The sequence below is a fragment of the Streptomyces sp. NPDC058464 genome (assembly GCF_042721035.1).
GTDB lineage: Bacteria > Actinomycetota > Actinomycetes > Streptomycetales > Streptomycetaceae > Streptomyces.
In genome coordinates, this window is the sequence record NZ_JBHXMA010000008.1 from 19,009 (window position 1) to 44,198 (window position 25,190).

Annotated in this window: 20 protein-coding genes and 2 pseudogenes; 8 read left to right on the forward strand and 14 right to left on the reverse strand. The window is 68.8% G+C overall.

The features are described 5' to 3' along the window. The first annotated feature begins 3 nt into the window (after positions 1–3). Positions 4–2,799 carry a poly(A) polymerase gene (locus ACFWPQ_RS13095; RefSeq protein WP_384032741.1) on the forward strand — a complete coding sequence of 932 codons (2,796 nt, stop codon included), beginning with the start codon at positions 4–6 and terminating at the stop codon, positions 2,797–2,799. 97 nt (positions 2,800–2,896) lie between these two features. Here ACFWPQ_RS13095 and ACFWPQ_RS13100 read toward each other — a convergent pair whose 3' ends face one another. The 7 genes from ACFWPQ_RS13100 to ACFWPQ_RS13130 all read right to left on the reverse strand — a co-directional run bounded on the left by ACFWPQ_RS13100 (position 2,897) and on the right by ACFWPQ_RS13130 (position 11,358). Beyond that, complete coding sequence (locus ACFWPQ_RS13100; RefSeq protein ID WP_384032743.1) at positions 2,897–3,508, reverse strand: hypothetical protein; 612 nt, start codon at positions 3,506–3,508, stop codon at positions 2,897–2,899. Between the two features lie 29 nt (positions 3,509–3,537). Further along, positions 3,538–4,272: a hypothetical protein gene (locus tag ACFWPQ_RS13105; protein WP_384032745.1), complete on the reverse strand. Its 735-nt coding sequence runs from the start codon at positions 4,270–4,272 to the stop codon at positions 3,538–3,540. Between the two features lie 337 nt (positions 4,273–4,609). After that, entirely contained in the window at positions 4,610–5,155 is a 546-nt protein-coding gene (locus ACFWPQ_RS13110) for an SMI1/KNR4 family protein (protein ID WP_384032746.1), read from the reverse strand. Next, positions 5,152–9,768: an RHS repeat-associated core domain-containing protein gene (locus ACFWPQ_RS13115; RefSeq protein ID WP_384032748.1), complete on the reverse strand. Its 4,617-nt coding sequence runs from the start codon at positions 9,766–9,768 to the stop codon at positions 5,152–5,154. Before ACFWPQ_RS13115 ends, ACFWPQ_RS13110 begins: the two co-directional genes overlap by 4 nt. A gap of 103 nt (positions 9,769–9,871) precedes the next feature. Next, on the reverse strand, positions 9,872–10,216 hold the full coding sequence (locus ACFWPQ_RS13120; RefSeq protein WP_384032750.1) for a hypothetical protein: 345 nt from the start codon (positions 10,214–10,216) through the stop codon (positions 9,872–9,874). Positions 10,217–10,229: 13 nt separating this feature from the next. Next, positions 10,230–10,697: a hypothetical protein gene (locus ACFWPQ_RS13125; protein ID WP_384032752.1), complete on the reverse strand. Its 468-nt coding sequence runs from the start codon at positions 10,695–10,697 to the stop codon at positions 10,230–10,232. Between the two features lie 13 nt (positions 10,698–10,710). Further along, on the reverse strand, positions 10,711–11,358 hold the full coding sequence (locus tag ACFWPQ_RS13130; RefSeq protein WP_384032754.1) for a hypothetical protein: 648 nt from the start codon (positions 11,356–11,358) through the stop codon (positions 10,711–10,713). 79 nt (positions 11,359–11,437) lie between these two features. Between ACFWPQ_RS13130 and ACFWPQ_RS13135 the strand changes: the two genes are divergently transcribed. Both ACFWPQ_RS13135 and ACFWPQ_RS13140 read left to right on the forward strand, forming a co-directional pair. Continuing rightward, positions 11,438–11,788 (forward strand): hypothetical protein, encoded by a 351-nt coding sequence (locus tag ACFWPQ_RS13135; protein WP_294010595.1) that lies wholly within the window; start codon positions 11,438–11,440, stop codon positions 11,786–11,788. 29 nt (positions 11,789–11,817) lie between these two features. Further along, on the forward strand, positions 11,818–12,360 hold the full coding sequence (locus ACFWPQ_RS13140) for an isochorismatase family protein (RefSeq protein ID WP_384032756.1): 543 nt from the start codon (positions 11,818–11,820) through the stop codon (positions 12,358–12,360). On the opposite strand, the gene ACFWPQ_RS13145 is transcribed toward ACFWPQ_RS13140, so the two are convergent. The 3 genes and pseudogenes from ACFWPQ_RS13145 to ACFWPQ_RS13155 all read right to left on the reverse strand — a co-directional run. After that, a complete protein-coding gene (locus tag ACFWPQ_RS13145) occupies positions 12,346–12,912 on the reverse strand; it encodes a hypothetical protein (protein WP_384033195.1) in 567 nt (188 codons plus the stop codon). The genes ACFWPQ_RS13140 and ACFWPQ_RS13145 overlap by 15 nt on opposite strands. Before the next feature lie 593 nt (positions 12,913–13,505). Continuing rightward, positions 13,506–13,742, reverse strand: a complete 237-nt coding sequence (locus ACFWPQ_RS13150; protein WP_384032758.1) for a DUF397 domain-containing protein — start codon at positions 13,740–13,742, stop codon at positions 13,506–13,508. Then, positions 13,739–13,915: pseudogene (locus tag ACFWPQ_RS13155) on the reverse strand (transcriptional regulator); the annotation flags it as partial. The pseudogene ACFWPQ_RS13155 and the gene ACFWPQ_RS13150, both read right to left, overlap by 4 nt. Here ACFWPQ_RS13155 and ACFWPQ_RS13160 point away from each other — a divergent pair. The 3 genes from ACFWPQ_RS13160 (at position 13,915) to ACFWPQ_RS13170 (ending at position 17,272) form a co-directional block, all read left to right on the forward strand. Then, positions 13,915–14,763 (forward strand): hypothetical protein, encoded by an 849-nt coding sequence (locus ACFWPQ_RS13160; RefSeq protein WP_384032760.1) that lies wholly within the window; start codon positions 13,915–13,917, stop codon positions 14,761–14,763. The pseudogene ACFWPQ_RS13155 and the gene ACFWPQ_RS13160 overlap by 1 nt on opposite strands. Before the next feature lie 133 nt (positions 14,764–14,896). Further along, entirely contained in the window at positions 14,897–15,742 is an 846-nt protein-coding gene (locus tag ACFWPQ_RS13165) for an FkbM family methyltransferase (protein ID WP_384032762.1), read from the forward strand. Positions 15,743–15,871: 129 nt separating this feature from the next. Further along, positions 15,872–17,272 carry a S41 family peptidase gene (locus ACFWPQ_RS13170; RefSeq protein ID WP_384032764.1) on the forward strand — a complete coding sequence of 467 codons (1,401 nt, stop codon included), beginning with the start codon at positions 15,872–15,874 and terminating at the stop codon, positions 17,270–17,272. Between the two features lie 281 nt (positions 17,273–17,553). On the opposite strand, the pseudogene ACFWPQ_RS13175 reads toward ACFWPQ_RS13170, so the two are convergent. Further along, positions 17,554–17,679: pseudogene (locus tag ACFWPQ_RS13175) on the reverse strand (FG-GAP repeat protein); the annotation flags it as partial. A gap of 277 nt (positions 17,680–17,956) precedes the next feature. Here ACFWPQ_RS13175 and ACFWPQ_RS13180 point away from each other — a divergent pair. Continuing rightward, positions 17,957–18,262, forward strand: coding sequence for a hypothetical protein (locus tag ACFWPQ_RS13180; protein ID WP_384032766.1), 306 nt, complete (start codon positions 17,957–17,959; stop codon positions 18,260–18,262). Between the two features lie 210 nt (positions 18,263–18,472). Here ACFWPQ_RS13180 and ACFWPQ_RS13185 read toward each other — a convergent pair whose 3' ends face one another. Further along, complete coding sequence (locus ACFWPQ_RS13185) at positions 18,473–18,778, reverse strand: hypothetical protein (protein WP_384032768.1); 306 nt, start codon at positions 18,776–18,778, stop codon at positions 18,473–18,475. After that, positions 18,759–21,170 carry a polymorphic toxin-type HINT domain-containing protein gene (locus ACFWPQ_RS13190; protein ID WP_384032769.1) on the reverse strand — a complete coding sequence of 804 codons (2,412 nt, stop codon included), beginning with the start codon at positions 21,168–21,170 and terminating at the stop codon, positions 18,759–18,761. Before ACFWPQ_RS13190 ends, ACFWPQ_RS13185 begins: the two co-directional genes overlap by 20 nt. Here ACFWPQ_RS13190 and ACFWPQ_RS13195 point away from each other — a divergent pair. Beyond that, positions 21,121–22,164, forward strand: coding sequence for an FG-GAP repeat domain-containing protein (locus ACFWPQ_RS13195; RefSeq protein WP_384032771.1), 1,044 nt, complete (start codon positions 21,121–21,123; stop codon positions 22,162–22,164). The genes ACFWPQ_RS13190 and ACFWPQ_RS13195 overlap by 50 nt on opposite strands. An 18-nt stretch (positions 22,165–22,182) precedes the next feature. Here the strand turns inward: ACFWPQ_RS13195 and ACFWPQ_RS13200 are convergent, their stop codons facing one another. After that, a complete protein-coding gene (locus tag ACFWPQ_RS13200; protein WP_384032773.1) occupies positions 22,183–25,173 on the reverse strand; it encodes a glycosyl hydrolase 115 family protein in 2,991 nt (996 codons plus the stop codon). Positions 25,174–25,190 lie beyond the last annotated feature (17 nt).

A 25,190-nucleotide genomic window follows, 5' to 3' on the forward strand; every position in this document is an offset into this window, starting at 1 on the left:
CGCGTGCGTACGAGCGAGGAGATCTATCACCGGGTGCGCTGGGACGCGCGTTTCGACCCGGCCCGCTTCGTCCTCGGCGTCCTCCAGCGCGGCGCCGCGCCGAAGCGTGTCCCGCTGCCCGCGTTCGTGCCCGGGGGCGAGATCCCCTGGCACCGGGTGCTGTTCATCGAGGCCGACGGCGAGGTGGTGTGGGACCGGGCCACGGGGGCGGACCGGATCGACGCGACGGAGGCGGGGCGGGTTCGCGAGGCCCGGCTGCTCCGGGCACCGTTCTTCACGGCCCGTACGCCGTACGCGTGGGACGGCGCGGACTGGGGGCCCGCGCCCTCTCGACGCGGGGACTCCTCCGGCGGTGTGCGGGGATCCGGCGGTGTGCGGGTACTGACCTGGAACACGCTCTGGGACCGGTACGACGCCGACCGCATCGACAGTGCCCGGCGCAGGCCTCTGCTGGTGCGGGCCCTGCGCGACGCGGACGTGGACGTGATCGCGTTGCAGGAGGTCGAGGCGGAACTCCTCGCCCTGCTGCTGGGCGAGGAGTGGGTGCGGGCGGGCTGGACGCTGGGCACGGACCCACGAGGGCGGGACGTCGACGCGTGCGGTCTGCTGCTCCTGAGCCGGCTCCCCGTCATCGAGGCCGCGTACCACGAACTGGGCCCGCACAAGGCGGTGACCGCCCTCGTCGTGGAGGCGGGCGGACGGCCCGTGGTCGTCGCGGCGACCCATCTGAGCAGCGACCACTCCGAGAACGGCGCCGAACGGCGCACGACGGAACTCACGCGCATCGCCGAGGGGCTGGCGGGCGTGGAGGCCGAGCTGGTCCTGATGGGCGACTTCAACGACGGCGGCGGCACACCGCAGGTGCTGCTGGGCCTGCGGGACGCGTGGAGCGAGGCGCACGGCGCCGACGACGCGACCCCGACCTTCGACCCGGTCGGCAACCCGCTGGCCGCGATCTCGTCGCTGACGGGCCGGGTCTCACGGCTGGACCGGGTGCTGCTGCGCGGGGAGGGGCTGCGGACAAGGCGCGCCGAACTCCGCGGTGACGTGCCGTCGACGGAGGGGACGTACATCTCCGATCACTACGGTGTCCTGGCAGAGCTCGCGGTGGGCGCTCCGGAGGCGGACGCCCTGGAGTCCCTTGCCGAAGGACCGACGCCCCGGACGGCGCTGGCGTGGCTCCCGCCCGAGGAGCTGTGGGCCCCGCTGCAGGAGATCCGCCGGGACCACGACCCGCAGATCCACCGCTGGCCCCCGCATGTGAACCTGCTCTTCGGATTCGTACCGGAACACACCTTCGAACGGGCGGCGGCGGTGCTCGCGACGACCGCCACCGCTCCCTTCGACGCCCGGCTGGAGGGGGTGCAGTGGTTCGGCCACCGGGACGACGCGACCGTCTGGCTCGACCCCGCCGCCGCGGGTGAGGAGCCCTGGGCCGACCTGCACCGCACGCTGCTGCGCCACTTCCCCCGCTGCGGCGGCCGCCACACCGGCTTCACCCCCCACCTCAGCCTGGGCCGCACCACCGACCCGAACACCCTGGCCACCGCCTGCGCGGCCCGGCTCGCCCCGATGCCGGTCAGGATCGGCGAGCTGGCACTGCTTTCGCGGCGCGGGGACGAGCCGATGCGGGTGCGGGCCACGGTGACGCTGGGAACGGGCGAGGTGCGGTGGGCGGACGAGGCCGCGCAGGGCGGGGTGCAGGACATGGTGCGGATGGCCGAGGAGATCACCCGCCGCATCGAGGACACGTTCTCCGACGGTGTCGTCCATGCCGTCGGCTCCCGGCGTATGGGCTGCGCGCTGCCCGGTGCGGACCTGGACCTGGTGGCGGTGCTGCCCGGCACGGTCGGACTCCCCGCCGTACGGGCACGGTTGGCCGCCGCTCTCCCCGAGGCGACGGGTGTGCGGGAGGTGGTCGGGGCCCGCGTACCCGGTCTGCGGTTGCGGATCGACGGGCTGGACGTGGACCTGGTCGTGGTCACCACGGGATCGACGGACCCCGCGGAGGCGGTTGCGCGCCGGACCGAGCTGGGCGAGGAGGCCGCGATCGCGCTCAGCGCGGTGAGCGACGCCGACGCGGTGCTGGCCTCGGTGGGCGGGCACGGGGTTGCCTTCACCCGGCTGGCCACGCAGGTCAAGGCATGGGCGAAGGCCCGGGGCCTGGACTCGGCACCGTTCGGAGGCATACCGGGCCTGGCCTGGTCCGTCCTGGCCGCCCGCACCACGGCCGAGGCCGGCGACCTCGCGCCGGGCGATCTCCTCCGGCACTTCTTCGCAACGTGGGCGGCCTGGGACTGGCGGCAGCCGGTGGGCCGGACAGACGATCGAGCCCAGCCCCGCCTCCCCCTCACCATCACGACACCCTCCGCCCCCGTACGCCCCTGCACCGACCAGGTGACGGCGGGCATGCGTGACCTGGTCGTCCAAGAGCTTTTCCAGGCCTGGGAGTTGCTGGAAGCGACCACGGACCCCTGCCCACCGGCCGAGCTCCTCGCCCCTCCCCCGCTCCACCGCCGCCACGCGGCCTGGGCGGTCCTCACGGTGGGCCCGGGCGCGGACGAAGGCCGGGTGAGGGGCAGAATGAGAGCCCTCGTCACCGACCTCTCGGCGTCGGTCCCCGACTGCCACGCCTGGCCCCGCCCCTTCACCGCGAACCCGGTCCGCTATGCCATCGGCCTGGGCTCCGCCCCGCCGACCGCCGGCCAGCTCACGGCTCTGGCGGAACGCCGACTGCGCGGTCTGACCGGCGTCACGCTGACCCGGACCGAAGGAGGCGGGGTGCCGACCCTGCGCTGACGCTCCGCCTCCGACAGGGCGCGCTCAGAAGCCCCGAGGGACACCGAACCGGCGCGGATGACGCGGCTCCCGGACCGGTCCCCGCCGATCGGGCGCGTCAGAATCCCCAGGGGTCGCGATGAGGCTTGACTGCGGGGTCCTCGGACCAGGTCAGACGGGCCTCGATCTGGTCCCCGGTGAGCCCGAGGAGCCGATCGACTGCCCAGCCGTTCCATTGGACGGCACGGGGGAACTGCGGCAGCCGGAAGGCGGGCAGCCGAGCCGGCAGTGCTTCGGGACGGTACACGGGCCTCTTGACCTCACCGTTCCGCTTCGGCTTGGACGACCTGCGCAGATCAAGGCAGTCGACCACCTGGTCGACCACGTAGAGGACGTAGTCGTCACCCCCGGCCTTGTCGATCTCCACAGGCACCAGGCTTCCAGCCGCCAGCAACTCGTCCCCGAACCGTTCGGCCAGCCGACGGCTGAGAACGGGTGCGGCGGGGCTGCCGCTGGGAAACTCGCTCTTGGGAGTGCCGTCGTCGTCCAGCCATTCGGCGCGCAACCCGGTGGGCCGCCCCTCCTCACCTCCCTGCCCTTGCCCCTGCCCCTGCCCCTGCCAGCGCATGAGCCGGACCGCGTCCGTGACGTTCAGCCGCAGCGTCTCGTAGTCACCCAGGCTCGGCAGGAGCCGGTAGACCGCCAGACCCCGCCGGGGACTGCCGGACATCGGGTCACCTGACCGCACTGACCGGACGGTCAGCACAGGCTCTCCGCCACCAGGGGCAGAAGCTCGTCGAGCTCCAGCTCCTGGCTGCCTGACGCGCCCGAGAGCACCCACGTGCCGTTCTGGTCCCACTGCACGCGCCGCACATCACCGGTGTGGTTCTCGTACTTCACGAACCCGCCGGGTGCGTTCCTCAGCTCCGGGATCTCGGCCGGCAGGACCTCGGGCCGGGCCAGGGCACGCCCCGGGTTGTCGCTGCCTCCGCCGGTACGGGGGTGGTCGAAGCGCATCTTCAGGAACGGCATGGGGCCACGGCCGATGTCCGCGGTGGTCAGCATCTTGTGATACCTCGCCTCCGCCTCCTCCGGCGTCTCCCGCCCCGAGAACTCGCACCGGTACGCGGGGAAGACGATGGTGGTCAGGGGCGTGAGGTCGGGGTTCTGGACCCGGTGGTGGCCGTGCACCCCGGGTACGACGGCCGCTACGGCGTCGAAGGAGTATCCGGACGCCTCGAAGCCGCCAACGCAGGTCAGGAAGCGCCCCTCGGCGATCAGCTCCGCCTCGTGCGCGCGGGCGAAGGCCAGGACCGCGCGCGCCAGCGCCTCGTCGTGCCGGCGCACCTGGTTCATCTGGAGAAGCCGGGTGCCGTCGCCGGTCAGCGCCCCCGCGAAGTTCAGCACCGGGTTCAGCCGCCACGTCCAGGCGCCGGCCATGCCGTCGATCGGCGTGGCCCGCGGGAACGCGGTGACGGTGGACTGCAGATCCATGGTTCCTCGTGGGTTGCCGGATCCCCACCGCGGCACATCGCTCGCCGTGTTCTCTGCGAGACTCGTTCCCGGCAAGGCAGCCGTCCCCCTCATGGAGACCGACTGATGGACGCAGCGCACGACAACAGGTGGTCGGTGCTGGGCCGGGAGATCCTGCGTGGTGAGGTCGAGGTGACGGCGGCCCACTGCCCCAACTGCGATGCCCGGTCCTTGACCTGCAAGGAAGTGGGACGTCGCACGGACAGGACAGGGTACGCGGAGGTCCGTTGCGGGGATTGCGGACATGGCGTCTTCGTGGTGCGCGCCTTCGGACAGGACGGTTATCCCGCCCCGCCCTTCATCGGCGGCGAAGAGCGCTCGGGTCCGGGTCCGGCGTGAAGGCCGGATGCGGGTGCGGGAAGTCACTGGGAAACACATCCAACCGGGTCGCACCGGACAGGATTGCCACCAGGAATTCCACGATTCCCCCGTCGAAGTGCGGCCACTTGGTGTTGCGCGCCCCGTTCGCCGTCACGGTCCAGGAATTCGGGTCTTCTTCGGGGTCGGTAATCCAGTAGATCGTGTCACCATTGTCGGTCTTCCCGACCGCCAATAGGTCATCGATCTCGTACGGGACTTTCCTTTTCAGGCTCTCGGGCATCTGCTCCAAGATTTCGGCCGCACGTTCAGCGGCGTCAACGAGGCGCGTGGGATAAAAACGTGAACTCGGATGCAGAATGTTCATGAACTGATCGAAGGATCCCGACCCATACTGCTCTGCCAGCCACTTGTAGTCGTCAGGCAGGGAGATCCCGAGCTCGTCCTCCACCGACTCCCAGTCGATCTCCGCGGCAGCGTCCCCTGGAGGCGGAACCAGTCGCAGCAACTCTTCTCGTGCGGTCACAGCATCTCCGTCTCTCCGAATCCGAACATACCGGCAGGGTTCTCCAGTTCTTCGTCGAGAGTGAACCCCTTGTCCCCACGGGCATGGAAGGTCAATTTATGAGGGGCTACGTCGCCCGGCTCAGGATAGTGGGCTCGAACCTCGTATCTGACGGTCTCGCCGGCGTCCACCGCGTCATAGATCCTCTGCTCGATCTGGTCGCGCATGATCGGGGTGTTGGTGGGATCCTGCGTGAGAGTCACCAGGTTCTCCTCGAGATCCCCCCGTCCTCCCAGGCGATCCGCCAGCAGATGCCCGCGCCCCTCATTGAATCTCGTGCCGTGCCCGCTCCATCCGGATGGATGGATGTCCTGAGCTGCGGAGCTTCCGGTGTCGAGCATGTCCTTCGAGATGATCGCGTTGACGCCGGTCGCCCGCCCGTCGGCGTCCAACGGCAGGTAGTGGACGTTCCCGTTGTGCTCGATGACGCCGTTGCACGGTCCCAGACCCAGGGGGTCCACCCATCGCCACGGGTTGTGGACATAGGTGACCGGATTGAAGGCGAACTCTAGGCCGACCGGGTCCTGGGAGGCGTATCGGCCGGTCTCGGGGTCGTAGTAGCGGTGATAGTTGTAGTGGAAGCCCGTCTCCGGGTCGTGATACTGCCCGGGGAAGCGCAGCGGTGTGAAAGCCGTTCCGTCCGTTGTCCGAACGGTGACGCCCCAGGTCGTCCTCCTCGATCGCCAGGCGACCGTGCCGGTTTCGTCGACGAGTTCGGTGGGCGTACCCACGAGATCGGTGACGATCGCGAAGAACCGGGAGTCGATGTCCTGCCGGGTCGCCGCGTCGGTGATCCGTTCCGTCTGTGTGAGCGGGTGCAGGCCGTCGTGGTCCCAGGTGAGGGTGACGGGATGCTGCCGACTGTCGGAGACCGTGGTCTGTTCGGCCAGGGTCACGCCGTCCCAGACGAATCGAGTGATCTCGACCGGTGTCACGCCGTCGGCCGCACACCGCGTCTTCGATATTCGGCGTCCCATGGGGTCGTAGGCATAACGCCAGAACGTCCCGTCCGGTGTGGTGACGGCCGTCAGCCGGTCTTCGGCATCCCACTCGTAGGTCCAGACGTCCGCCTTGCGGGAGGGACGACGCCTACGCCTGGCGGTCACCCGGCCCGCCCCGTCGAACTCGTACCGCACCGAGCCCGCGCCACGCTGCGGCCACGTCGCTTCGACCTGGTTGCCTGCCTGGTCGTAGGCGTAGGACTCGACCCAGTCCTGTGCGCGCACACCGGTGACGCGCCCGGCGGTGTCCAGGTCGATCGAGGTCGGCCCGGTCAGCATGTCCTCCATGCCCACGAGGTAGCCGTCCGGACGGTACGCGTAGGCGCGCTGCTCCACGGTCTCGCCCGCGGCCGACAGCCTCTGGCCGACGAGGCGGCCTGCCGGATCCCAGTCGTGTTCCAGCAGCAACGAGTCGCCGATGGCACGCGATGTCTCACGCCCTGCCGCGCTGTGGGCGAAATCGAGACGGTGCCCCGAGGTGGTCAGTGATGTGGTCCGGCCCGCCGCGTCCAGTATGTACTCGGCCACCGCGCCAGCCGGTGTGGTACGTGCCCGGCGCCGTCCCCGGCCGTCGTAACGGAAGGAGAGCGTACGACCGTTGATCGTCTCGGCTGTGACGCGTCCCGCACCGTCCCGGTGCCGGACCATGTCGCAGCCCGGACCCAGGGCCCGGCTCAGCAGACCGTCGGCGTCATATTCGTACGAGGTGACGGTGCCGGCCGCGTCTTTCGCGATGGTCCGGCCGACCGCGTCCAGGCTGTAGCGGACGGTCTGCCCAAGCGGGTTGGTGCGGGAGACGAGCCGGCCCGCGGCATCTCGGCCGTAGTCGACCCTGCGGTCGTCGAAGTCCTGCTCGCTGATCAGTCGGCCTGCCGCGTCATAGGTGTAGTCCCAGGTCAGTCCTCTTGGGTCAGTGACCCTGGTCAGGTTCAGGGACGGTGCATAGGAGAACTCGTAACGGACTCCGTTCGCGTCGGTGCGCGCACTCAGCAGGTCGAAGTGCGTGTACTCGTACGTCGTGACGCCGCCGCCCGCGTCCATGTGACGGGTGCAGTTGCCCTCACCGTCGTACTCCCACGTCTCGGTCGCTCCGTCCGGGCCGACTGTCCGCGCGAGCTTTCCCTCGGGTGTCCACTGGTAGCGGGTCACCTTCCCTTCCGGGTCCGTGACGGCGCGAATCCGGCCGAAGGCGTCATACTCCCTGGTCACCCGGTGCCCCAACGGGTCCACTATGCCGACGCACAGGCCGCTTCCGTTGTTCGTCAGCCGGGTCCTGGCGCCCAACGCGTCGACGACGCCGGCCAGAGCACCCGTCTCGTCGTATTCGTAGTGCGTCGTGGCACCGAGGGGGTCCGTGACCGTGACGCAGTTGCCCCTGCTGTCGTACTCCCTCGCAAGCGATGCTCCGCCTGGCAGGGCTACGGTCGCGAGTTGTCCCCTTTCCGTGTAGGAATAGCGCGTCGTCGCTCCGTCCGGACGAGTGACGACGGTGAGCCGCCCGCCAGGACCGCGGGAGAAGCGCGTCGAGTGCCCCAGGGCATCCGTCCACGTCACCAACTGCTGATCGCTGCCGTACTCGTTGACCGTCACGCCGCCGCATGCGTCGATCTCCGCCTCGATCAGGAACCGCTCGTCGACGACGAAACGGTTGATCGCGCCCTGCGCACTCGTGTAGGTCGTGATGCGCTTTCCGGGCCAGGCGTCGTCGATGCCGTCGTAGGCGATGACAGCAGCCAAGTGCCCGGCTTCGCCGCCTTGCGCGACGCATCGGTCCTGCTCGTCGTAGGCGTAGGTGTAAGTACTTGCGTTGGTGTCCGTCCACGAAGTGATGCGCAGTCTGTCGTCATAGGCGTATCGCAGTGGAAGGCCGGACGAGTTGACGACCTCGGTGAGGTTGCCGTCTGTATAGCCGAACCGCATGACCTCGACGTCCGTACCGTCCTCGGCGGCGTCCGCCAAGTGGAGTGCCGTCACGCGCCCGCCGTCGGTCGTGATCCTCACGAGGTAGCCACCCGTGTGCCGGACGGCGACCGGTGCCCCGTCGGGGGCGTAGTCGAAGTGAACTGCGTTGCCATGGCGGTCCGATATCCGCAGCAGAGGGCAGAGCCCACGGCTGGGCCTGCCGAAATGGCGCGTCAGGCCGGATCCGGGATCCTGTACCCGGTAGCCACCGCCGTCGAGACGACGGAGGGGCCAGCGGGGCCCGGTCTCCGGGAACGCCGGCGTGTCCGGGTCGGCTGGATGCGTGTACGACAGCAGTCGGCCGTCCTCGGTGACGAAGACGACGCCCTGTCCGTCGATCTCCAGCCGCTGGTCGAGGGTGGAGGCCCAGGAGGGCCCGAACCACCAGCCCGTCCGATACCCGGATGCCACCTGCCGGGAAAGTCCAAGCGGCAGGGTGCCGGGGAGATTCAGATCGGACTGTGCAAGAAACATCCAACCGGTCGCCATGTCGATCGGGTCGCCGCAGCCCCGGATACGCGACTTGAGGCGACCGAGCGCATCCTTGCCGCCGGTGAGGGCGTCGTCGAGCATCCGGCGCCCGCTCTTCCCCAGCCCGCGGACGGCGAGGCTCATGGCCTTCATGCCGCCGCGGAGATTCTTCATCTCCTTCAGCCCCTTGGCGAGCTTGCCGAGGCTGGTGATGCCCTTGCCGCCGGGTATGCAGTCCAGGGCCGCGAACGCCACATCCCATAGCGATGCTTGGCCTTGGGAGTATTTGTAGAGGGTGTCGGCGAGGACGACGAGGGCGGCGACGAGGACGATCGCGCCGAGGATCGGCCCGCCGATGATCATCGCGATGATCCCGACGACCGCGACGACGACCTTGCAGACCGTGACGATGGTGTCCCAGTTGTCCTCGAACCAGTGCCCGACGTCCTGCCACCAGTGCCGGTTCGGGATCCCGGCGTCGGAGGCCTCGTCGATCTTCCGCTTCGCCTCACCCGCCGCGTCGTCGCGCATCTTCCGCGCGTCCTCGGCCATCTTCTTCGCCGCGTCGAGGGCGCTCTGGGCGGACGTCACGTCCGACTGGGCCTGGGTGTGCGCGGACTTGGCGCTCTGCACGTCCCGCGCAGCGGCCCGGACCTTCCCCTCGTCCGGCTTGTCGGCGTCGGACTTGCTGCCGGTGGGATCGTCCTTGTACTTGTCCGCTTCCTTCGTCGCCCGCGTCACCCACGAATCGGCCGACGACAGGCGGGACTTGGCGGAGGACAGATCCGACTGCGCCTCCTTCGCCTTCGCGAGAGCCTTGTCGGCGAGAGCCTGGGCGCGCTCCAGCTTGGGCCAGTAGTCGGCGAGCGCGTCGCCGCACAGCTCGTAGGACTTCTTCAGCTTCTTCAGGTTCTTCGGGACGTCCTTGAACTGCTCCTTGAACACCTCGGCCGACTTGCCCGCCCACTGCAGGAGGGTGTCCTCGCCGGCCATGCCCTTGACCAGACGCAGTGCGTCGGAGACGTCGTCGGCGAAGGCATGCAGCTGCGCGGCGAGGGTGCGGACGCGCTGCGGGTCGCCGGGGGTGGGGTCCCGGTCGAGGTCGAGTGGATGCCAGTCCGCCGGTCGATACCCCGCCATGATCCCGCAACCCCCGTCGCGTACGCCCCGTCAACAAACCTGTGCACACGCGAACTTACAAGGAACGGTCGTTCGAGGTGAAGCCCGGCGGTCGGACTCGCTGTCAGGTCCCGAGCGTCCAGCAGGGGGAACCCTCCACAGGCGCGGGGCGGACCCGCAGGGCGGACAGGTCGAAACCCTGGTCGTCGGCGTCGTCGTCGGCGTCGTCACCGGTGGGCAGACGTCCGGACGCATCCGGGTAGTAGTACAGACCGTACGACCAGTACTCCGGGAACTCGTGGCACATGAGATCGGGGTACGCCGAGATCTCCGCCTCGTGATAGCGCTCGTTGATTCTGGCCACGGCCTCCGCGCAGGAGATACCGAACCTTGAGATCATCTCGTTCGCGATGTCCCGGAAATACTCGACCATGCCTTGATCGAGGTCCATCAGGAACTCCGCTGTCATGGCGTCGGTGGTCCTACTCGGCTCGGCGACGGCGGCCGCGCAGCGCCCGTCGGCCCTCTCCGATGGCATCCACGGAGCGCAGCCACCAGTACTCCAGCTTGTTGCGCACCGCCAGATACACCCACCGGCGCTTGAACCAGGGCGGCAGGTCCCGGAACGGCACGAAGGTCAGCGTGTCCCTGATGGGGTGCTCGGCGACGCCGCCGGGGCCTTCGGCCCGCAGAACCGCGAACAGCTCCGGAGTCAGAGCCTCGTTGAGCCGCGCGGCGTGCCCCGTCGCGACGAAGGCGTTCGTCCGCTGCAGGCCCTCGGGCAGCAACCGCATCACCTTGACGATCCGAGGCGACGCCTCCTCCAGCGGGCAGTGGAACGCCAGCCCGATCACCGCCGTACCGAGATGATCCTCGCCGCGCTCGAAGGCCGCATCCCACTCGGCGGGGTCGTCGAGCCCCAGCAGTCCCTCGCCGCTCTTCCAGTCCAAGACGCCGGCCCGCTCAGTCCGCGAAGCGGAACGTCGACGTGATCGCGTCGAAGATGTCGAAGAAGGAGTCGGCGAGGTCGAGGACCTGGCTGCTGCCGGCGACCAGGGCGACCTTGCCCTCCTGGCCGGGGACCGGGATGAACGTCTGCATCAGGACCGCGCGGATCGTGCGGCCCAGGCTGTCCTCGGGCATCGGGATGTCCTCGATGCCGTAGGTGCGGGCGGCGGGGCCGACGCCGGGGATGTCGACGGTCGTCACCTTGCGCCAGGAGTCGCCCTCCCGGTGGGCCTCCTTGGGGGCGAGCTGCGCGGCGATGGCGGCCGGGTCGTTGGAGAGGGGTGCGCCCTCGCGGGTACGGCCGCCGACCAGCGACACCGTGACCGAGCCGGTGATCGGGGTGTCTCCGCCGAAGCTCTCCGCCATGCAGCCGCAGTACATCGCGCCCGACTTCCACGCGTCGGCCGCGGACTTGCGGAGGAACGCGATGTACGTGTCCCGGTACTGGGCCAGCTCCGGGTACTGGGCGACGCGCTCGTTCACCATCCGCCGGATCGAGTCGTCCCGGGACTCCGGCCGTACGTCGAACTCCCACCACGACTCGGGCACCTTGATCCGGAATCCGCCGCGCTCGATGGTGAGCGTCTCCATGTAGCGAGCCATGGTGTACGCAACCCCTCCCCCGATGATCTGATATACGGTGCGGCCCAGACTACGAGACGTGCGAACGGGGGACGGTCACGTGGGCAACGGCAAGAGCGATCTCGCCATACCGCTGAGCGAGCTTGAGGACTACGGCCGCAAGCTGCGCTCCATCAAGGAACGTCTCAACCACACCAAGAAGATGTTCGAGTCGTACAAGGACGACGTCGGCAGCGGCACGGTCTACGACGCCCTCGACGACTTCGAGTCCAACTGGCACGACGGCCGCGAGGACATCACCAAGCAGATCGATTCGCTCGCCGACATGTCCGACACCGTGGTCCGCGAGTTCAAGAAGCTGGACGACGACCTCGCGAAGAAGGCGAAGGACGCGGTGCGGCCGGAGGGCCAGCAGCAGCAACAGGGTGGTGGCGGGAACAAGGCGGAGTAGTCCGCGTTCCGCGCGGACAGGCTCATTTCATGCCGGACACCGCACTGCTCATCATCGACATGCAGCGCGCCATGATGAAGGACGCCCACGACGGCGAGGCCTGCCTGGGCAGGGTCGCCGAGCTCGCGGACCGGGCCCGCGCCGACGGCGTGCCGGTCGTCTACCTGCGGCAGCAGTTCGCCCAGTTGCCCGCCGAGTGGCTGGAGATCCATCCGACGCTGACGCCCCGGCCGGGAGACGTGGTCCTCGACAAGGAGAGCGCGGACTCCTTCCTCGACACGACGCTCGGCCAGGTCCTGGAGGAGCGCGCGGTACGCCGGCTCGTCGTCACCGGCTTCGCCTCCGACTACTGCGTCGACTCCACCAGCCGCAGCGCCCTCTCCCACGGCTACGACGTGGTCCTCGTCGCCGACGGCCACACCACGATGGAACGCCCGGCCGGCACCGAACCGACGGCCGCGCAGATCGTCGCCCACCACAACGGGATCTTCTCGGTCATCCAGTACGCGGGACGGTCGGTCACAGTGGCCGCGGCGGCGGCGATCCGGTTCGACGGTTCACAGCCGACCTGACCGGTCGGCGTCGTCCACGTCCACGCTCACGTTCCATGCCTCCGGCAGTTCGCCACCGCAGAAGACGCAGACGAAGTCGGCCTCACGGACGATGTTGTGCTCAGCGCAGGCCGGGCAGCGACGGAACACCACCTCGTGAGTGAAGGCGGTGGGGCGGCCGAGCGGGATGCCGTCGAGTGCCCGGGCCACCGCGGGCCAGGACGTGATGTCGGGGCAGTAGCCCGTCGACTGGTTGCTGACCTCGTCCACCGCCCAGCGACCCGCCTCGCGTACGAACACGAAGGTGATCTCTCCGGCCCCGAGTACGGCCGCCGCGCCCGCGCAGGCCACATGCTCGCTACGGCGAGGCGCCAGCCGTAGCAGCCCGTCGGCGCCGACGACGTACGTGAACGGCTCGGCCAGCTCGGCCGGTGACTGCCGTCCGGCCCACGACTCGAAGTCGGCCACGGACTCGATCGGGGTTCCGGTGGCCGCGGATTGCCGTGCCGTGACGGCGAGTTCGGCAGGGCCGACGTAGCGGTAGCCGCGCTCCGGCGGACCGCCGCCGAGCAGCTCCTCCTCCAGCGTCCTGTCGTACGACCGGAACCCTGCCTTGATGTGGTCCGGAGTGGGTGAGTCCGGGCGGAGCATCGACGGCAGGCGGGCGACTCGCCACATGCGGTGGACGTGGTGCGGGGTGACGTTCCCGGCCGGGTCCGCCAGGGCGCAGGTGGCGGTGAGGATCTCGGTGACCTGGGGTGCGCCCGTGGCCGCGCCCGTGCCGGCGTCGAGGGCCACCGCCACCAGCATGTCGAGGAACTCGGTCAGCTGGAGGTCCGCAGCCATGCGGCACATGCGGCGCACGACCGACGGCGACGGGTCGTGGAGGCTCTCGACCCCTGTCACCCCGGCGGACCAGAGGACGAGGATCGGCGCGGACAGGTCGTAGTCGCGGAAGTAGGCCATCTCGTCGGCGGTCGCCCTGGCCTCGTCTGCGTCGAACGCGCAGAGCGAGCAGACAGCGGCGAAGAGACGGTCCCATTGTTGCCGTCTGTCCGACAGGAACGCGCCGACCGAGACGTCGGCGAACGACCACGTGCCGGTGGCGTTCAGCGCACCCACGGCCACGACCGCCCCGAGCGGTGCGAACAGCTCGCGGGCGTATCTCACTCGTCGGCAGTGGCGGCGTGGGAGAGGAAGGCCGTCCAGGTGGCGGGCGGGAAGGCGAGGTGGGGGCCGCGGGAGGGGGTCGCGGTGTTCTTGGAGTCGCGGACGTGGACGGTGGCGGGCGTGGTGGCGACTTCGACGCAGGAGCCGCCTTCACTGCCACTGCTGTAGCTGCTCTTGGACCACGTCAGACGCGTCAGACCGGAGGCGTCCTCGGCCGTGGTCTTGCGGATCATGTCTCCCCCAGCAGTTGTTCGATGAAGGCCGCCGACTCACGCGGCGTGAGCGCCTGCGCCCGGACGATGCCGTACCGCAGTTCAAGGATACGGAGCTGCTTCGCATCGGACACCGGGCGGCCGTTGGCAACTGCCGGCGAACGCCCCAGCGCCGAACCGTCCTCGGACTTCAGTGCACCGGATCTTCCAGCAGGATCCGGGGCTCTTTCCCCGAGCCGTAAGGGCGCTCGGCGTCTCCTTCAGCGATCCGGTCTCGGCATCACCGTTTCCCACTGACCTGACGGAGAACCGTCCCCTGGAACGCCGCGTCGACACCCTCCTCCGCCTCGACACGGCGAAAGACGGCAGCTTCCTGCTCGCCGTGGAGGCCCAGGGAGGGCAGGACGCCGACAAGCCCGCCAGCTGGGCCTACTACCTGGCGTATCTCTACGCCAGGTACAAGATGCCGGCCGTACTGCTGGTCGTCTGCCGGGACAGGCACACGGCCGCCTGGGCGGCACAGCAGGTCAGCCTCGGTCCCCCGCAGTGGCCCACCCTCACCTTGCGCCCGCTCGTCCTGGGCCCGGACACCGTGCCCGTCATCGACACTCCGGAAGCGGCCGCCAAGGACATCTCCCTCGCGGTACTGTCCTCCGCGCTGCACAGCCGCGCCCCGGAGTCCGATGCCATACTGAAAGCACTGGCAGCCGCCCTGAAGGGCCTGCAGGCCGACGACGAAGACACCGCGAGCATCTACATCGAGCTCACCGAACAAGGCCTGGGCAAGACGCCGGCCGCGGACCTCTGGAGGCACCTGATGGCCGTCGACCTCTCCATCTTCCAGTCCCAGACAGCCCAGGCCCTCCGAGCCGAAGGCCTCGCCGAAGCCCTCCTCGTCGTCCTCGGTGGCCGCGGCATCGACGTCAGCGACGAAGCCCGCGAGCGCATCGCCGCCTGCGACGACCACGACACCCTCACCACCTGGCTGACCCGCGCCGCCACCGCCAACACCACGGCCGAGCTCTTCGAGCAGTCCAAGTAAAAGGACGGGTTAATTCCGGGTTATTCGAAATGAACGGCCTCCGGAAAATCTATCCATGGAAATCTGTGAGTTTCCCTCACTGATCATTTCCAAATCCTGTGACATTTTCTGACCTTGGCTTTACCATCGCCCAATGCGTATTTCCGAGGTCGAAGCCGCCAACGCCCGCATGCTGGCCCACGCGCCATCGGTCAGGCCGGTCACCACCGGGGACATCATCCGCGTGCACCGCAAGAAGTTCCCGTACCGGGGCTACGTGGAGATCGAGTCGCCGTACTGTCCGCCGTTTGTGATGTTCTGCGTGAACGACGATGCGGTGGCCATGGACACCCTGTGGAACGGGACGTTCGGCTACGAGCCCGGCACGCTCGCCACCTGGTCGCGGCTGGCCGCGCGGAGTTCGACCATCGCGGACGTCGGCGCCCATGTCGGCTACTTCTCGATGATCGCCGCGCATGCCAACCCGAAGGCGAAGGTGCACTCCTTCGAGCCGGTCGACCAGATCCACGCCCGGCTCTCGGTGAACGTCCGCTCCAACGGCGTCCAGAACATCAAGCTCCACCAGGCCGGCGTCTCCAGCGAGCCCGGCTGGGCCGACATCAGCGTCCGTTTCTCCGGGAACCTGCTCTCCACCGGCTCGACCCTGGAGGGCGCCGCCGCCCCTGACGCCCAGCACAAGCGCATCCAGCTCCTCACCCTCGACGAGGTGTTCGCCGAGACCAAGCTGGACCTCGTCAAGATCGACGTGGAGGGGCACGAGATGTCGGTGCTCCGCGGAGCCCGGCAGGTGCTGAAGCGGGACCGGCCGACCCTGGTGATGGAGGCCCTGGTCGACGCCTCCCTCGACGACCTCGTCGCCGAGTTCGAACCCCTCGGCTACGAGGTCCACTGGATCGCCGAGCACGACGGTGCGCTGGTGCCCTGGAACGAAGCCCGGCCGCCGCACACCCGCAACCTGCTCTTCGCTCCCCAGGGCTGAGCCCACAAGGGTTGCACTGAGGCTGTCCCCACCCCCGACCCACCCGTCTGCCGGATGGTCGGGGCTCCTCGGCGTCCGGCACCGTGAAGGACGGAAACGTCAGTCGCGTGTTGGGGGAAGGACGCCATCGTGCGAATCGCAGTCGGAGCCACAGCACCACTCCTGGCCCTCGCCCTGGCCGTACCGGCCGCGGGGGCGGCGCCGGCCACCACCGCCCATGCCGCCACCGCCACCGTCACCGCCACCGGGCTGTGGCGCATGGACGGGTACGGAACCGTCCTCGCCATCGACGCGCGCGGGGCGCAGGAGTACCAGACGACCGCCGTCAGCTGCCTGAAGGGGTACTTCGCCGCGGCGGCCCCGAAGCCGGGGACGTACGGTGTCGAGGGCGCCGTGCTCACCGTGCGGCCCGCCCCGGACGGGGAACACGCCCGGTTCGGCGTCGACGTCGCGGTGGGGCACCGGCAGCTGCGCCGGATCGGCTCCCTGCCCGCCGCCTGCACCCGCCCGGCCGCGACCGACCCGCGCACCGCCTTCGACGTCTTCTGGCAGTCGTTCGAGGAGAACTACCCCTTCTTCGCCGCCAAGGGCATCGACTGGCACGCCGTCCGCGACCGCTACCGGCCCCTCGTCCACAAGAACACGCCCCGGGCGCGGCTCTTCGACATCCTCAGCCGCATGATCACCCCGCTGCACGACGCGCACGTCCTCGTCCAGGACGGCGACCGGCACTACGGCACGGTCCGGCCCGGCACCGTCGTCCCCACCGAGGAACTCAACGACAAGGTGAAGAAGTTCGTCGTCGAACGCGACCTCGCACGGGCCACCGGCCGGCAGGACTTCGCGGGCGGGCTCATCACGTACGCGGACCTGAAGCAGCAGGGTCTGGGCTACCTCCGGATCGCGAGCTTCGACGGCTACGACCAGGACGACCCGTCGTACACCGCCCAGCTCGCCGAGCTCGACCGGGCGCTCGACACCGTCCTCACCCCGGCCCGCGTCCGCGCCCTGCGCGGGCTGGTCATCGACCTCCGCATCAACGGCGGCGGCTCCGACGCCCTCGGCATCCGCATCGCCGACCGCCTTACGGACACCCCGTACGTCGCCTACGCCAAGCGCGCCCGCAACGACCCGGCCGACCCGACCAGGCACACCCGCCCCGAGCCGATCCCCGTGAACCCCTCGCCCAAGCCCCGCTACACCGGCCCGGTCGCCCTCCTCACCGGCGGCTCCACCGTCAGCGCAGGCGAGACCTTCACCCAGGCCCTGATCGACCGCCCGGGACGCACCGTACGTATCGGGCAGCCGACCCAGGGCGTCTTCTCGGACGTCATGGTCCGCAACCTCCCCGACGGCATGGCGGTCTGGCTGCCCAACGAGGAGTACCTGACCCGGACGGGCCGGACCTTCGACGGGACCGGGATCCCGCCGCAGATCAGCGAACCCGTCTTCACGGACGAGGAGTTCGCGAAGAACCGCGACTCGGCGTTCGACCGGGCCGTGGAGCTGTTGCGGGAGCACAGGTCATGACTTGGTCGCTGCGGAAAGTCGGCCCGCACGGCCAGTTCGCGGCTGCCGGTCGTCACGACACCCTTGGTACCGGCCGGGAGAAGAACACTGGTGTCGTAGTTCTCGAACTGGTCGGAGACCAAGAGGTCCGCGTAGCCGTCACGGTTGACGTCACGCAGGCGGACATGGACACCGAAGCCCGCGTACTGAACGGCGTCCCCCGGCACACCCGCTGTCGTACGCGTGAACCACTGCGAGCCCACACCGGTCAGCCCCTTCCGGCCGCCACGCAGCACGTGCACACCACCGGCCTCCTCGGCCGAGCCCACCTTCTCGTACGGCACACCGACGGCGAGGTCCGGGTAACCGTCCCGGTTGCTGTCACCCGCCGAGACGGAGTGACCGAACTGCTCGTCCTTGATCGCCACGGTGGCAACACCGGTTGTGGACTGGGTGAGGCCGAACGAACTCGTGGCGCCCTTGGCCCCGCCGCGGAGTACCGGTCAGTTCGGCTGTCACGGCCGTCACAATCGAGAAATGACCGCTAGCATACTTGTACATTTCTCTCCGATTTCCAAAATGACGCGATGATGCCGTTATCCGCCAAACTCGACGATCACAGCGGATGGTCAGCCACGGCCCGAGATGACACGTCTCCAACCTGGCCCTTCATTACACTCAGTCCTCACAAACAGCATGGGGAACATGACCGACGTGACCAACAATACGAACATCTGCGGCATCTGCGGCGCCCAGCTCGACGAGGAGCATTCCCATGAGGAAGAGGATCCTGGAATCCAGGTCAGATACAAGGTAATCAAAATTCGCGGCATTCTAGCCGATTCAATTGCGGTCGACGACCCGGGTGACCAGCATCCACTGCCCACCCGGGTCCTCGCCACCAACCTCGGGGTAGACGCCAATTCGCTACTCGGCATCCAATACACATGCCTCGTTTCCAGCGATCCCTACGGAACTACGCGATTCGATTATCGCCTCGGCGAGGACTAGCCAACGACGCACATCCCGTTTGGGGTGCAGCAACCCCACTCCCCAAACGGTTCGAAATCTCAACCTGAAACCGAAGGCCACGTTCGAATAGTGCCGTTCACACCTGGCCATAGATGTATGAATGTCGACTGGGTATCCAGTGACCGTTCCACCTTCTGGGACCGGGCTTTGCCGCATACGGATTCAAGGTGGCCCCGTCCCGCGAGCAATTCAGGGCCATTGACTGGGGCGAATCCACAGATCTCCGTCACCCGGCCTGATTCTGACAGAATCACCGATCTCCAGCTCACTCATGACGGTGAAGATCCTACTCAGAACAATATCTTTTTCGGCACTTTCTTCGACTTCCACATCCAGATTCGACCCTGACTCTCCGGTCCCCGCGCCAGTAACCTCCCCCATACCATCCAACGCCTCATTCAGAGCGTCTTCGACGTCGTCCCGGTCGACGGGAATTGGACCGTCGAACCAAATTTCCACGAAGTCCACTGCTACCTCACCGCGATAGGAGTTCATCGAAGAACGCGTCCATCATTTGCACGGATTTCTGTCCCCTCGCAGTCTTGGAGAAGCCAAGAGCCGGCGATTCAGGACTGTTCAGGAGACTCGCACCTCGTTGCGCGTACCCCTGAGTGAAAAATTCCTCAGCCCCCTTGTTCGCATCCATGCTCTGCTGGACATCGATGACACGAGGGGTGAGATCCGGATTCTCCTTGAAAATGTCATGTCCGCGAGCAATGCGACCCTTCATGACTTGCAATGGATTCCCCTTTCCCTGTGCCCTCCCAACGTAGCGAACATTGCCATCGGAATCCTCCGCCACGTAGGTGATGTAACTCCGCCCATTGGACGCGGACGGCTCACTTAGATTGAGATTCTCCCCAGGCTTCACGTCAAACGTATCGAAGAGGTCCGCACCCTCATCTACGTCATCACAGTTGTGGACGAGGACCGGCGTATCGCCGGCCTCCACATAGTACGTATGCGTGCTGGAGACGGTGAGGTTGTTGACCGTCGCCGTCTGGGTCCATGCCTTTACGGCCGTGATCTGGACGTACGTGCCGGCCGCCGTCTGCAGCCAGTCACCCGAGCGCAGTTCCTTCGCCTTCGCCCAGCGGTGCAGCTTCGGCAACCAGATGGGGTGGCCGTCGGTCGCCGTGATCGACTTACCGTTGGCGAGGGTCAGGCGGACGAGGTGCTTGGTGCCGTGGCCCTTGATCGTGGCCGTGACCGTCTGGGTGCCGAGGCCGCCCAGGACCGGGTCCGTCGACTTCACCTTGTCGCCGGGCTTCAGGTCCTTGATGGCCTTCGTCTTGCCGTTGGCCAGAAGGACCTTCGTGTCCGGGGTGAAGCTGTTGCACTTGCCGCTCGACTCGACCGCGTCCTCGACCGCGTCGGACGCCTTGCCCGCGTCCTTCTCTGCGGTTTTGGCAGCGGACTTCTCTGTAGCTTTGACAGCCGTTTTCTTCTCGACCGCCTTCGCCGCCTTCTCCTCGGCGGTCTTCACGACCTTCTTCTCGACGGCCTTCGCCGCCGTGTTGACGACCGTCTTCTCGGCGGTCTTCACCGCCGCTTGTTCGGCGCCCCGCGCCAGCACCCCGCCGCCGAAGCGCATGGCGCCCCTCGCGGCCGCCAGGGCCAGGCCGCCCTCGCCGAAGGTCGCGACCGTGATCACGATCGTCGCCGCCGCCATCAGGCAGGAGCCGAGGGAGGGGTTGGTGGCGCAGCTGACGATGTCCGCGACACCGGAGTACTCGTACGCCACGTGCGCGACGACCTTCGTCGCCTTCCACGCCGCGTGCGCGATCTGGGAGAAGCCCCAGAACTCGCCGTTCGGGTCCGACTTGGTCACCGGGCTGTTGTCCGCGTAGGCGTAGCCGCCCAGTTGGAGGAGGTCGGAGAAGTCCATGACCGGGTCGAGGGTCGTGAAGCGACCCGTTACGGGGTCGTAGTCCCTCGCGCCCAGGTGGATCAGGCCCGTGCTCGACTCGTCGTCCCCGCCGATGTACGTCCGTGAGCCGGCCCAGGCCGCCGCGCCGGCCAGGTCGCCGCGCAGGTTGCCCCACGCGTCGTAGGACCGGGAGGAGACCGCCATCCCGGACGCCAGCTTGATCTGGACCGTGCCGGTGCCCTGGGTGTTGGTGATCTGGGCGGCCAGGGTGTGGGCGGAGGTGGCGCTGGAGGTGTAACGGACCACCGTCGGGGCACCGGCCTGGCCATAGCTGCGCATCGCCTTGGTGGCCGTGGTCGTCTGGGAGCCCATCACCTCGGTCTCGCCGAGGTAGAGGGTCGTCCAGCCGCCGGGGGTGGTGTGGCGTACGGACGTGGCCGGCAGTCCTATCCCGTTGGCCGCCGTGTCGTACGTCCACTCGACCGCGGGCAGGCTCGCCGAGCCCACGGTCATGGACAGCTTGCGGCCGAGCGCGTCGTAGCCGTAGTGCAGGACCTTGCCCGTGGCGTCCTTGGTCTGGGTGACGTGGTCCTGGTCGTCGTACCAGGTGCGGCTGGTACCGGCGTCGGGGTCGGTGCTGGTGAGGACGCGGTGGCGGGAGTCGTAGGTCCAGGACCAGACGCGGCCGGACTTGTCCTTGATCTGGGTGCGGTTGCCCAGCGGGTCGTACGTCGTCTCCGTGTAGGTGCTGGCCGAGCGGTCGGCGTTGGTGTAGGTGATCTGCTTGACCGCGCGGCCGAGGGCGTCGCCGATCGTCTTGGTGGCGGTGGCGCCGCTGGGCGGGACGACGGTGACCGAGGCGTCCGTGTCGCTGTAGGTACCGGTGGTGGACGAGAACTCGGCGTTGTGGTGCAGGGTGGTCGTCTTCACCGGCCGACCGAGGCCGTCGTAGGTCGCCTTCGTCGAGTTGGGGATCGGCTGCTGGCTGGTCGGCAGGTACCAGGCCGTTGCCGGCAACGAGTCGGCCGCCCCGAACTCCTACCGGATCTTCGTCAGCCCCAGCGACCGTGACGAGTCCGCCGCCGACCTCACCGGTGACGACAAACCCGATCTGCTGGCCATCAGCGAGTCGACGGACGACAACGGGAACTCCTCCTACACCCTGCGCGACTACCCCTCCGGCAAGGACGGTGACCTGTTCTACGGAATGAACCCGTCCTATGGCAAGGTCACCAAGAACACCGCCTACACCGACGGCTGCACCTCCTCCAGCCTCAGCTGGAAGGGCGCGCTGATCACCCATACCGGCGACTACTACCCGGGCGACGGGCTCCAGGACCTCATCGCCCGCATGGGCGACGGCAATCTCTACGTCTACCCTGGTGACGGCTTCGGAGGCTTCAACACCTGTGCCCGGCTGCCGATCCTGCTGCCGACCAAGGGCACGGACACCAGCGGTGCGAGCGTCAACGTCCCCGACCCGTCCGCCTTCGACCAGATCCTGGCCGTCGGGGACGTCACAGGCGACGGCCAGCCGGACCTGTTCATGACCTCCGGCACCCAGTACTGGGCCTTCACCGGCTACACCGGCGGCTCCTTCGCCGGTGCCACCCTGCTGAACACCGGCAGCGCCTGGACCACCCGGGACCTCGTCACGGTCGCCGACATCAGTGGTGACGGGATCCCTGACATGCTCTACCGCTCGGACTCCGGCCGGCTGATCCTGCGCAAGGGCAAGGCCAATTCAGCGGGTACCGGCGTCGACATCCTCTCCCTCGCCACCGCGGCGGCGAGTGCTGACGGGTCCGACGCCGAATACGCGGCCAGCGGCTGGTCCAGCACCGACGTGCCCCGCTTCTTCGCCATCCCGGACGTCAACGGCGACGGGATCCCCGACCTGTACGCCCACATGAGCAGCGGCAGCGTGCGCCTCTACTTCGGCGGCAAGACCGCGATCGGCAGTTACAGCACGGTGATCAGCAGTTGGACGGGCAAGCTCGCCTTCGGCTGAGCCCGGCGGAGCCGGCGGCTACAGCCGCCGGCTCTCCAGCGGTCCCAGATACGTCGGTGTCAGGCCGCCCATGTCGAGCACCAGCCGCTGCACCACCACCGTGGGGTCCACCGACCAGAACGTCAGGCGGTGGACCCCGGATCCCGGCGTGTGGCGGGTCGCCGTCCGGTTGACGTTGTCGGAGGTGTTGCGCGCCCAGACCGTGTTGAGCAGGCCGTCGTCCGCGCCCGCGGTGATGTCCACCAGCTGGGGGTCCTCGTCGTCGAAGGAGAGCGCGTAGCGCAGGCCCCGCCCTGTCCCCAGTGCCGGATTCCGCGGGGACAGGTACGCCCACACCGTCACCTCCCCCGCCGACAGCAGGCTCACCTCGTACTCCAGCCGGGGCCAGGAGTCCGGGGAGTCGCCCCAGCCTCCCGTCACCGGCCACGCCGTCATCCCGGCCCCGGTGCGGCCGATCCCCGCCAGGCGGCGCCACTCCCCGACCGACCGGTCGTAGTGCTCCGCGTCGATCGCCACATACCCGCCGGCCTCGACGAATCCCCGCAGGCCGCGAGCCGACGGCCGCTCGGCGACACACCCCACCGTCACCGACTCCCCCGCCCCGCTCACCGTCAGCGTCCCCTCCGCGCGGCCGGCCGGGGCCCGGGACCAGTCCACCCGCACCTCCACCCTGACCTGCCGCACCAGCCGGCCACGGGGACGGTCCACCGTCAGCCAGGGTGCCGACGTCTCCACCCGGTAGTCGAAGGGCGAACGCCCCCGGTTGAAGACCTCGACGTACTGCTGCGGCCGGGTCTGGTACGGGCTGAACGGCGGCAGGGTCATGGACCCCTCCTCGTCGGGGTCCACCGACACGCCCAGCCCCGCCGCCTGCGGCACCTCGATCCGGCGTACCGCAGGGAAGAGCACGTCCGGGAGCGCCACGTTGTCCTTCTCCGGCTGCTGCCAGGGCGCGTTGGGGCCGTAGCGGTCCACGTCGCCGTAGTCGATGTGGGGCTGGGTCTGGAAGCCCTGCCACTTGCCGTCCGCCACCCGGGAGTTGAAGCGGTCGGCCAGGGCGAGGTCCTGGAGCAGGCCCTGCTCCGCCTGCGCCGCGCGGTCGTTCGTCGCCGCCCTGCCCTGGCGGGCGTAGAGCAGGTTCGTGAACTCGGCCTCCCGCAGCGCGTACAGGTTCGCGGTCGCCGCCACCTCGTAGCCGACCAGTTCGAACCATGCGTCCTGGGCCGCATCCGGCAGCCGGCGGGCGATGCGTGCCGCCCGCCGGCCCAGCTCCCGCCACTCCTCCGTCACCCGCTCCAGCTCGCCGTGGCCGAAGGAGAAGGGCGTCTGCCGGTCGTCGTACACCACCTGGCCGTCGTCCCCGAGCGTGATCCGGCGGTTGAGCAGCTCCGGTTTGCGGCGTGCCTGCAACTGGCCGTAGCGCGCGAGCAGTTCGGCTATCTCGGTGGCCGCCGCCGCGCCGAAGTTCTGCCGGGCGTGCCTCCGTTCCCACTCCCCCAGCCGGTCGAAGCCCCAACGCTCGGGGTTCCAGGCGTAGTTCAGGAAGAACTCGGTCGGCAGTTCGTTCCCCTTCAGGTCGCCCACGTTGGCCACCCACAGGCCGTGGTTGCCGTAGGCGTGCGCCTGGTGGAGCTGGTCCCAGACGTTGCGGAGGTTGGCGGTGTCGACCCACTTGTAGTTGCGGCCGGCTCCCACGTAGTCGAAGTGGTAGTAGAGGCCGTAGCCGCCGGCGCGTGGTTCCTGCGGGGAGGGGTGCTTGCGGATGTTGCCCCAGTTGTCGTCCGTGAGGACCACGGTCACGTCGTCCGGTGCGCGCAGACCGCGGTCCCAGTAGCGCTGGACCTCCTTGTACAGGGTCCAGACCTGGGGGGTCTCGGCGGCCGGTCGCCCCGTCACCTCCTCGATGATCTGCCGTTGCGCCGCGATGATCTCCCGCATCAGCTCGATGCCGTCGCCGTCGGGGAGGCCGGTGTCGCCGTTGCCGCGCATGCCGAGGGTGACCACGCCCTCGAAGTCCTCGTCCACCATGCGCTGGATGCCGGCCCGCCAGTAGGCGCGGATCGCCTCGGCATTGCGGAGGTAGGACCATTCGCCGGTGCCCCCGTAGGGGTCGGTGCCGCCCGTCGCGTGGCGGTTCCATTCCTCGATCCCGCGCATCATCGGCGCCTCGTGCGAAGTGCCCATGACAATGCCGTACAAGGCGGCCCGCCGGTGGTTCTCCGGGTCGTCCTCGGCGAACGCCCGCCCCCAGACGGCCGGCCAGAGGTAGTTGCCCTTCAGCCGCAGCAGGACCTCGAAGACCTTCGCGTAGAAGTCGGCGTTGAAGCCGCCGGGATAGCCCGGGGCCTTGCCGGGGCCGAAGTGGGCCGGGGCCCAGGTGCCGAGCGCCGGGTTCTCGTCGTTGACGAAGAAGCCGCGGTACTTCACCGCCGGGGTGCCCTGGGTGTGGCGGCCCGGCAGCACCCAGACCTCGTCGCGGTGGACCGGGGGCACGTCGTCCCACCAGTGCCAGGGCGAGACGCCGATGCCGTACGAGACGTCGTACGCCCCGAAGATCGTGCCGCGCGGGTCGCTGCCGGCGATGACGAAGGCCTGGTCGACGCCGGGCAGAGGATGGTCGACCACCGTCTGCAGCGAGGTCTCCCAGCGGCCCCGGATCCCCGTCACGTCCAGCTTTCCGGACGCCACCAGGCCGTCGATCAGCGGGCTGCGGCCGATCGTGCCGACCAGCACCGCACGGCGGGCGATCGTCGCGGCCGGCCGCACCCCCGTCACCCGCTCGATGTCGTCGCGGAGGTCGCCCGCCACCCGTACGACTCCGGGGTGGTCGTCGGCGCTCACCACGACCGGGGCGCCGACCAGGGAGAACGCTCCCGAGGTGAAGGAGAGGTAGGCGCCCGGGTCCGTCGTCCGGAGCCCGGAATCCGGGGCGCCCCAGGCGATCCCCGACGACAGCACCGGCACCGCGGCGGCACCTGCGCCCAGCACAGCCCTCCGGCTGACAGACATGGCTCACCCCTCCACCC

Coding starts and splice junctions, on each gene's coding strand:
- ACFWPQ_RS13165 (WP_384032762.1), top strand. CDS start 14,897: ATGCGTATTTCCGAGGTCGAAGCCGCCAACGCCCGCATGCTGGCCCAC.
- ACFWPQ_RS13120 (WP_384032750.1), bottom strand. CDS start 10,216: ATGACAGCGGAGTTCCTGATGGACCTCGATCAAGGCATGGTCGAGTAT.
- ACFWPQ_RS13185 (WP_384032768.1), bottom strand. CDS start 18,778: ATGAACTCCTATCGCGGTGAGGTAGCAGTGGACTTCGTGGAAATTTGG.
- ACFWPQ_RS13100 (WP_384032743.1), bottom strand. CDS start 3,508: ATGTCCGGCAGTCCCCGGCGGGGTCTGGCGGTCTACCGGCTCCTGCCG.
- ACFWPQ_RS13200 (WP_384032773.1), bottom strand. CDS start 25,173: ATGTCTGTCAGCCGGAGGGCTGTGCTGGGCGCAGGTGCCGCCGCGGTG.
- ACFWPQ_RS13115 (WP_384032748.1), bottom strand. CDS start 9,768: ATGGCGGGGTATCGACCGGCGGACTGGCATCCACTCGACCTCGACCGG.
- ACFWPQ_RS13140 (WP_384032756.1), top strand. CDS start 11,818: ATGCCGGACACCGCACTGCTCATCATCGACATGCAGCGCGCCATGATG.
- ACFWPQ_RS13150 (WP_384032758.1), bottom strand. CDS start 13,742: ATGATCCGCAAGACCACGGCCGAGGACGCCTCCGGTCTGACGCGTCTG.
- ACFWPQ_RS13105 (WP_384032745.1), bottom strand. CDS start 4,272: ATGGATCTGCAGTCCACCGTCACCGCGTTCCCGCGGGCCACGCCGATC.
- ACFWPQ_RS13130 (WP_384032754.1), bottom strand. CDS start 11,358: ATGGCTCGCTACATGGAGACGCTCACCATCGAGCGCGGCGGATTCCGG.
- ACFWPQ_RS13180 (WP_384032766.1), top strand. CDS start 17,957: ATGACCGACGTGACCAACAATACGAACATCTGCGGCATCTGCGGCGCC.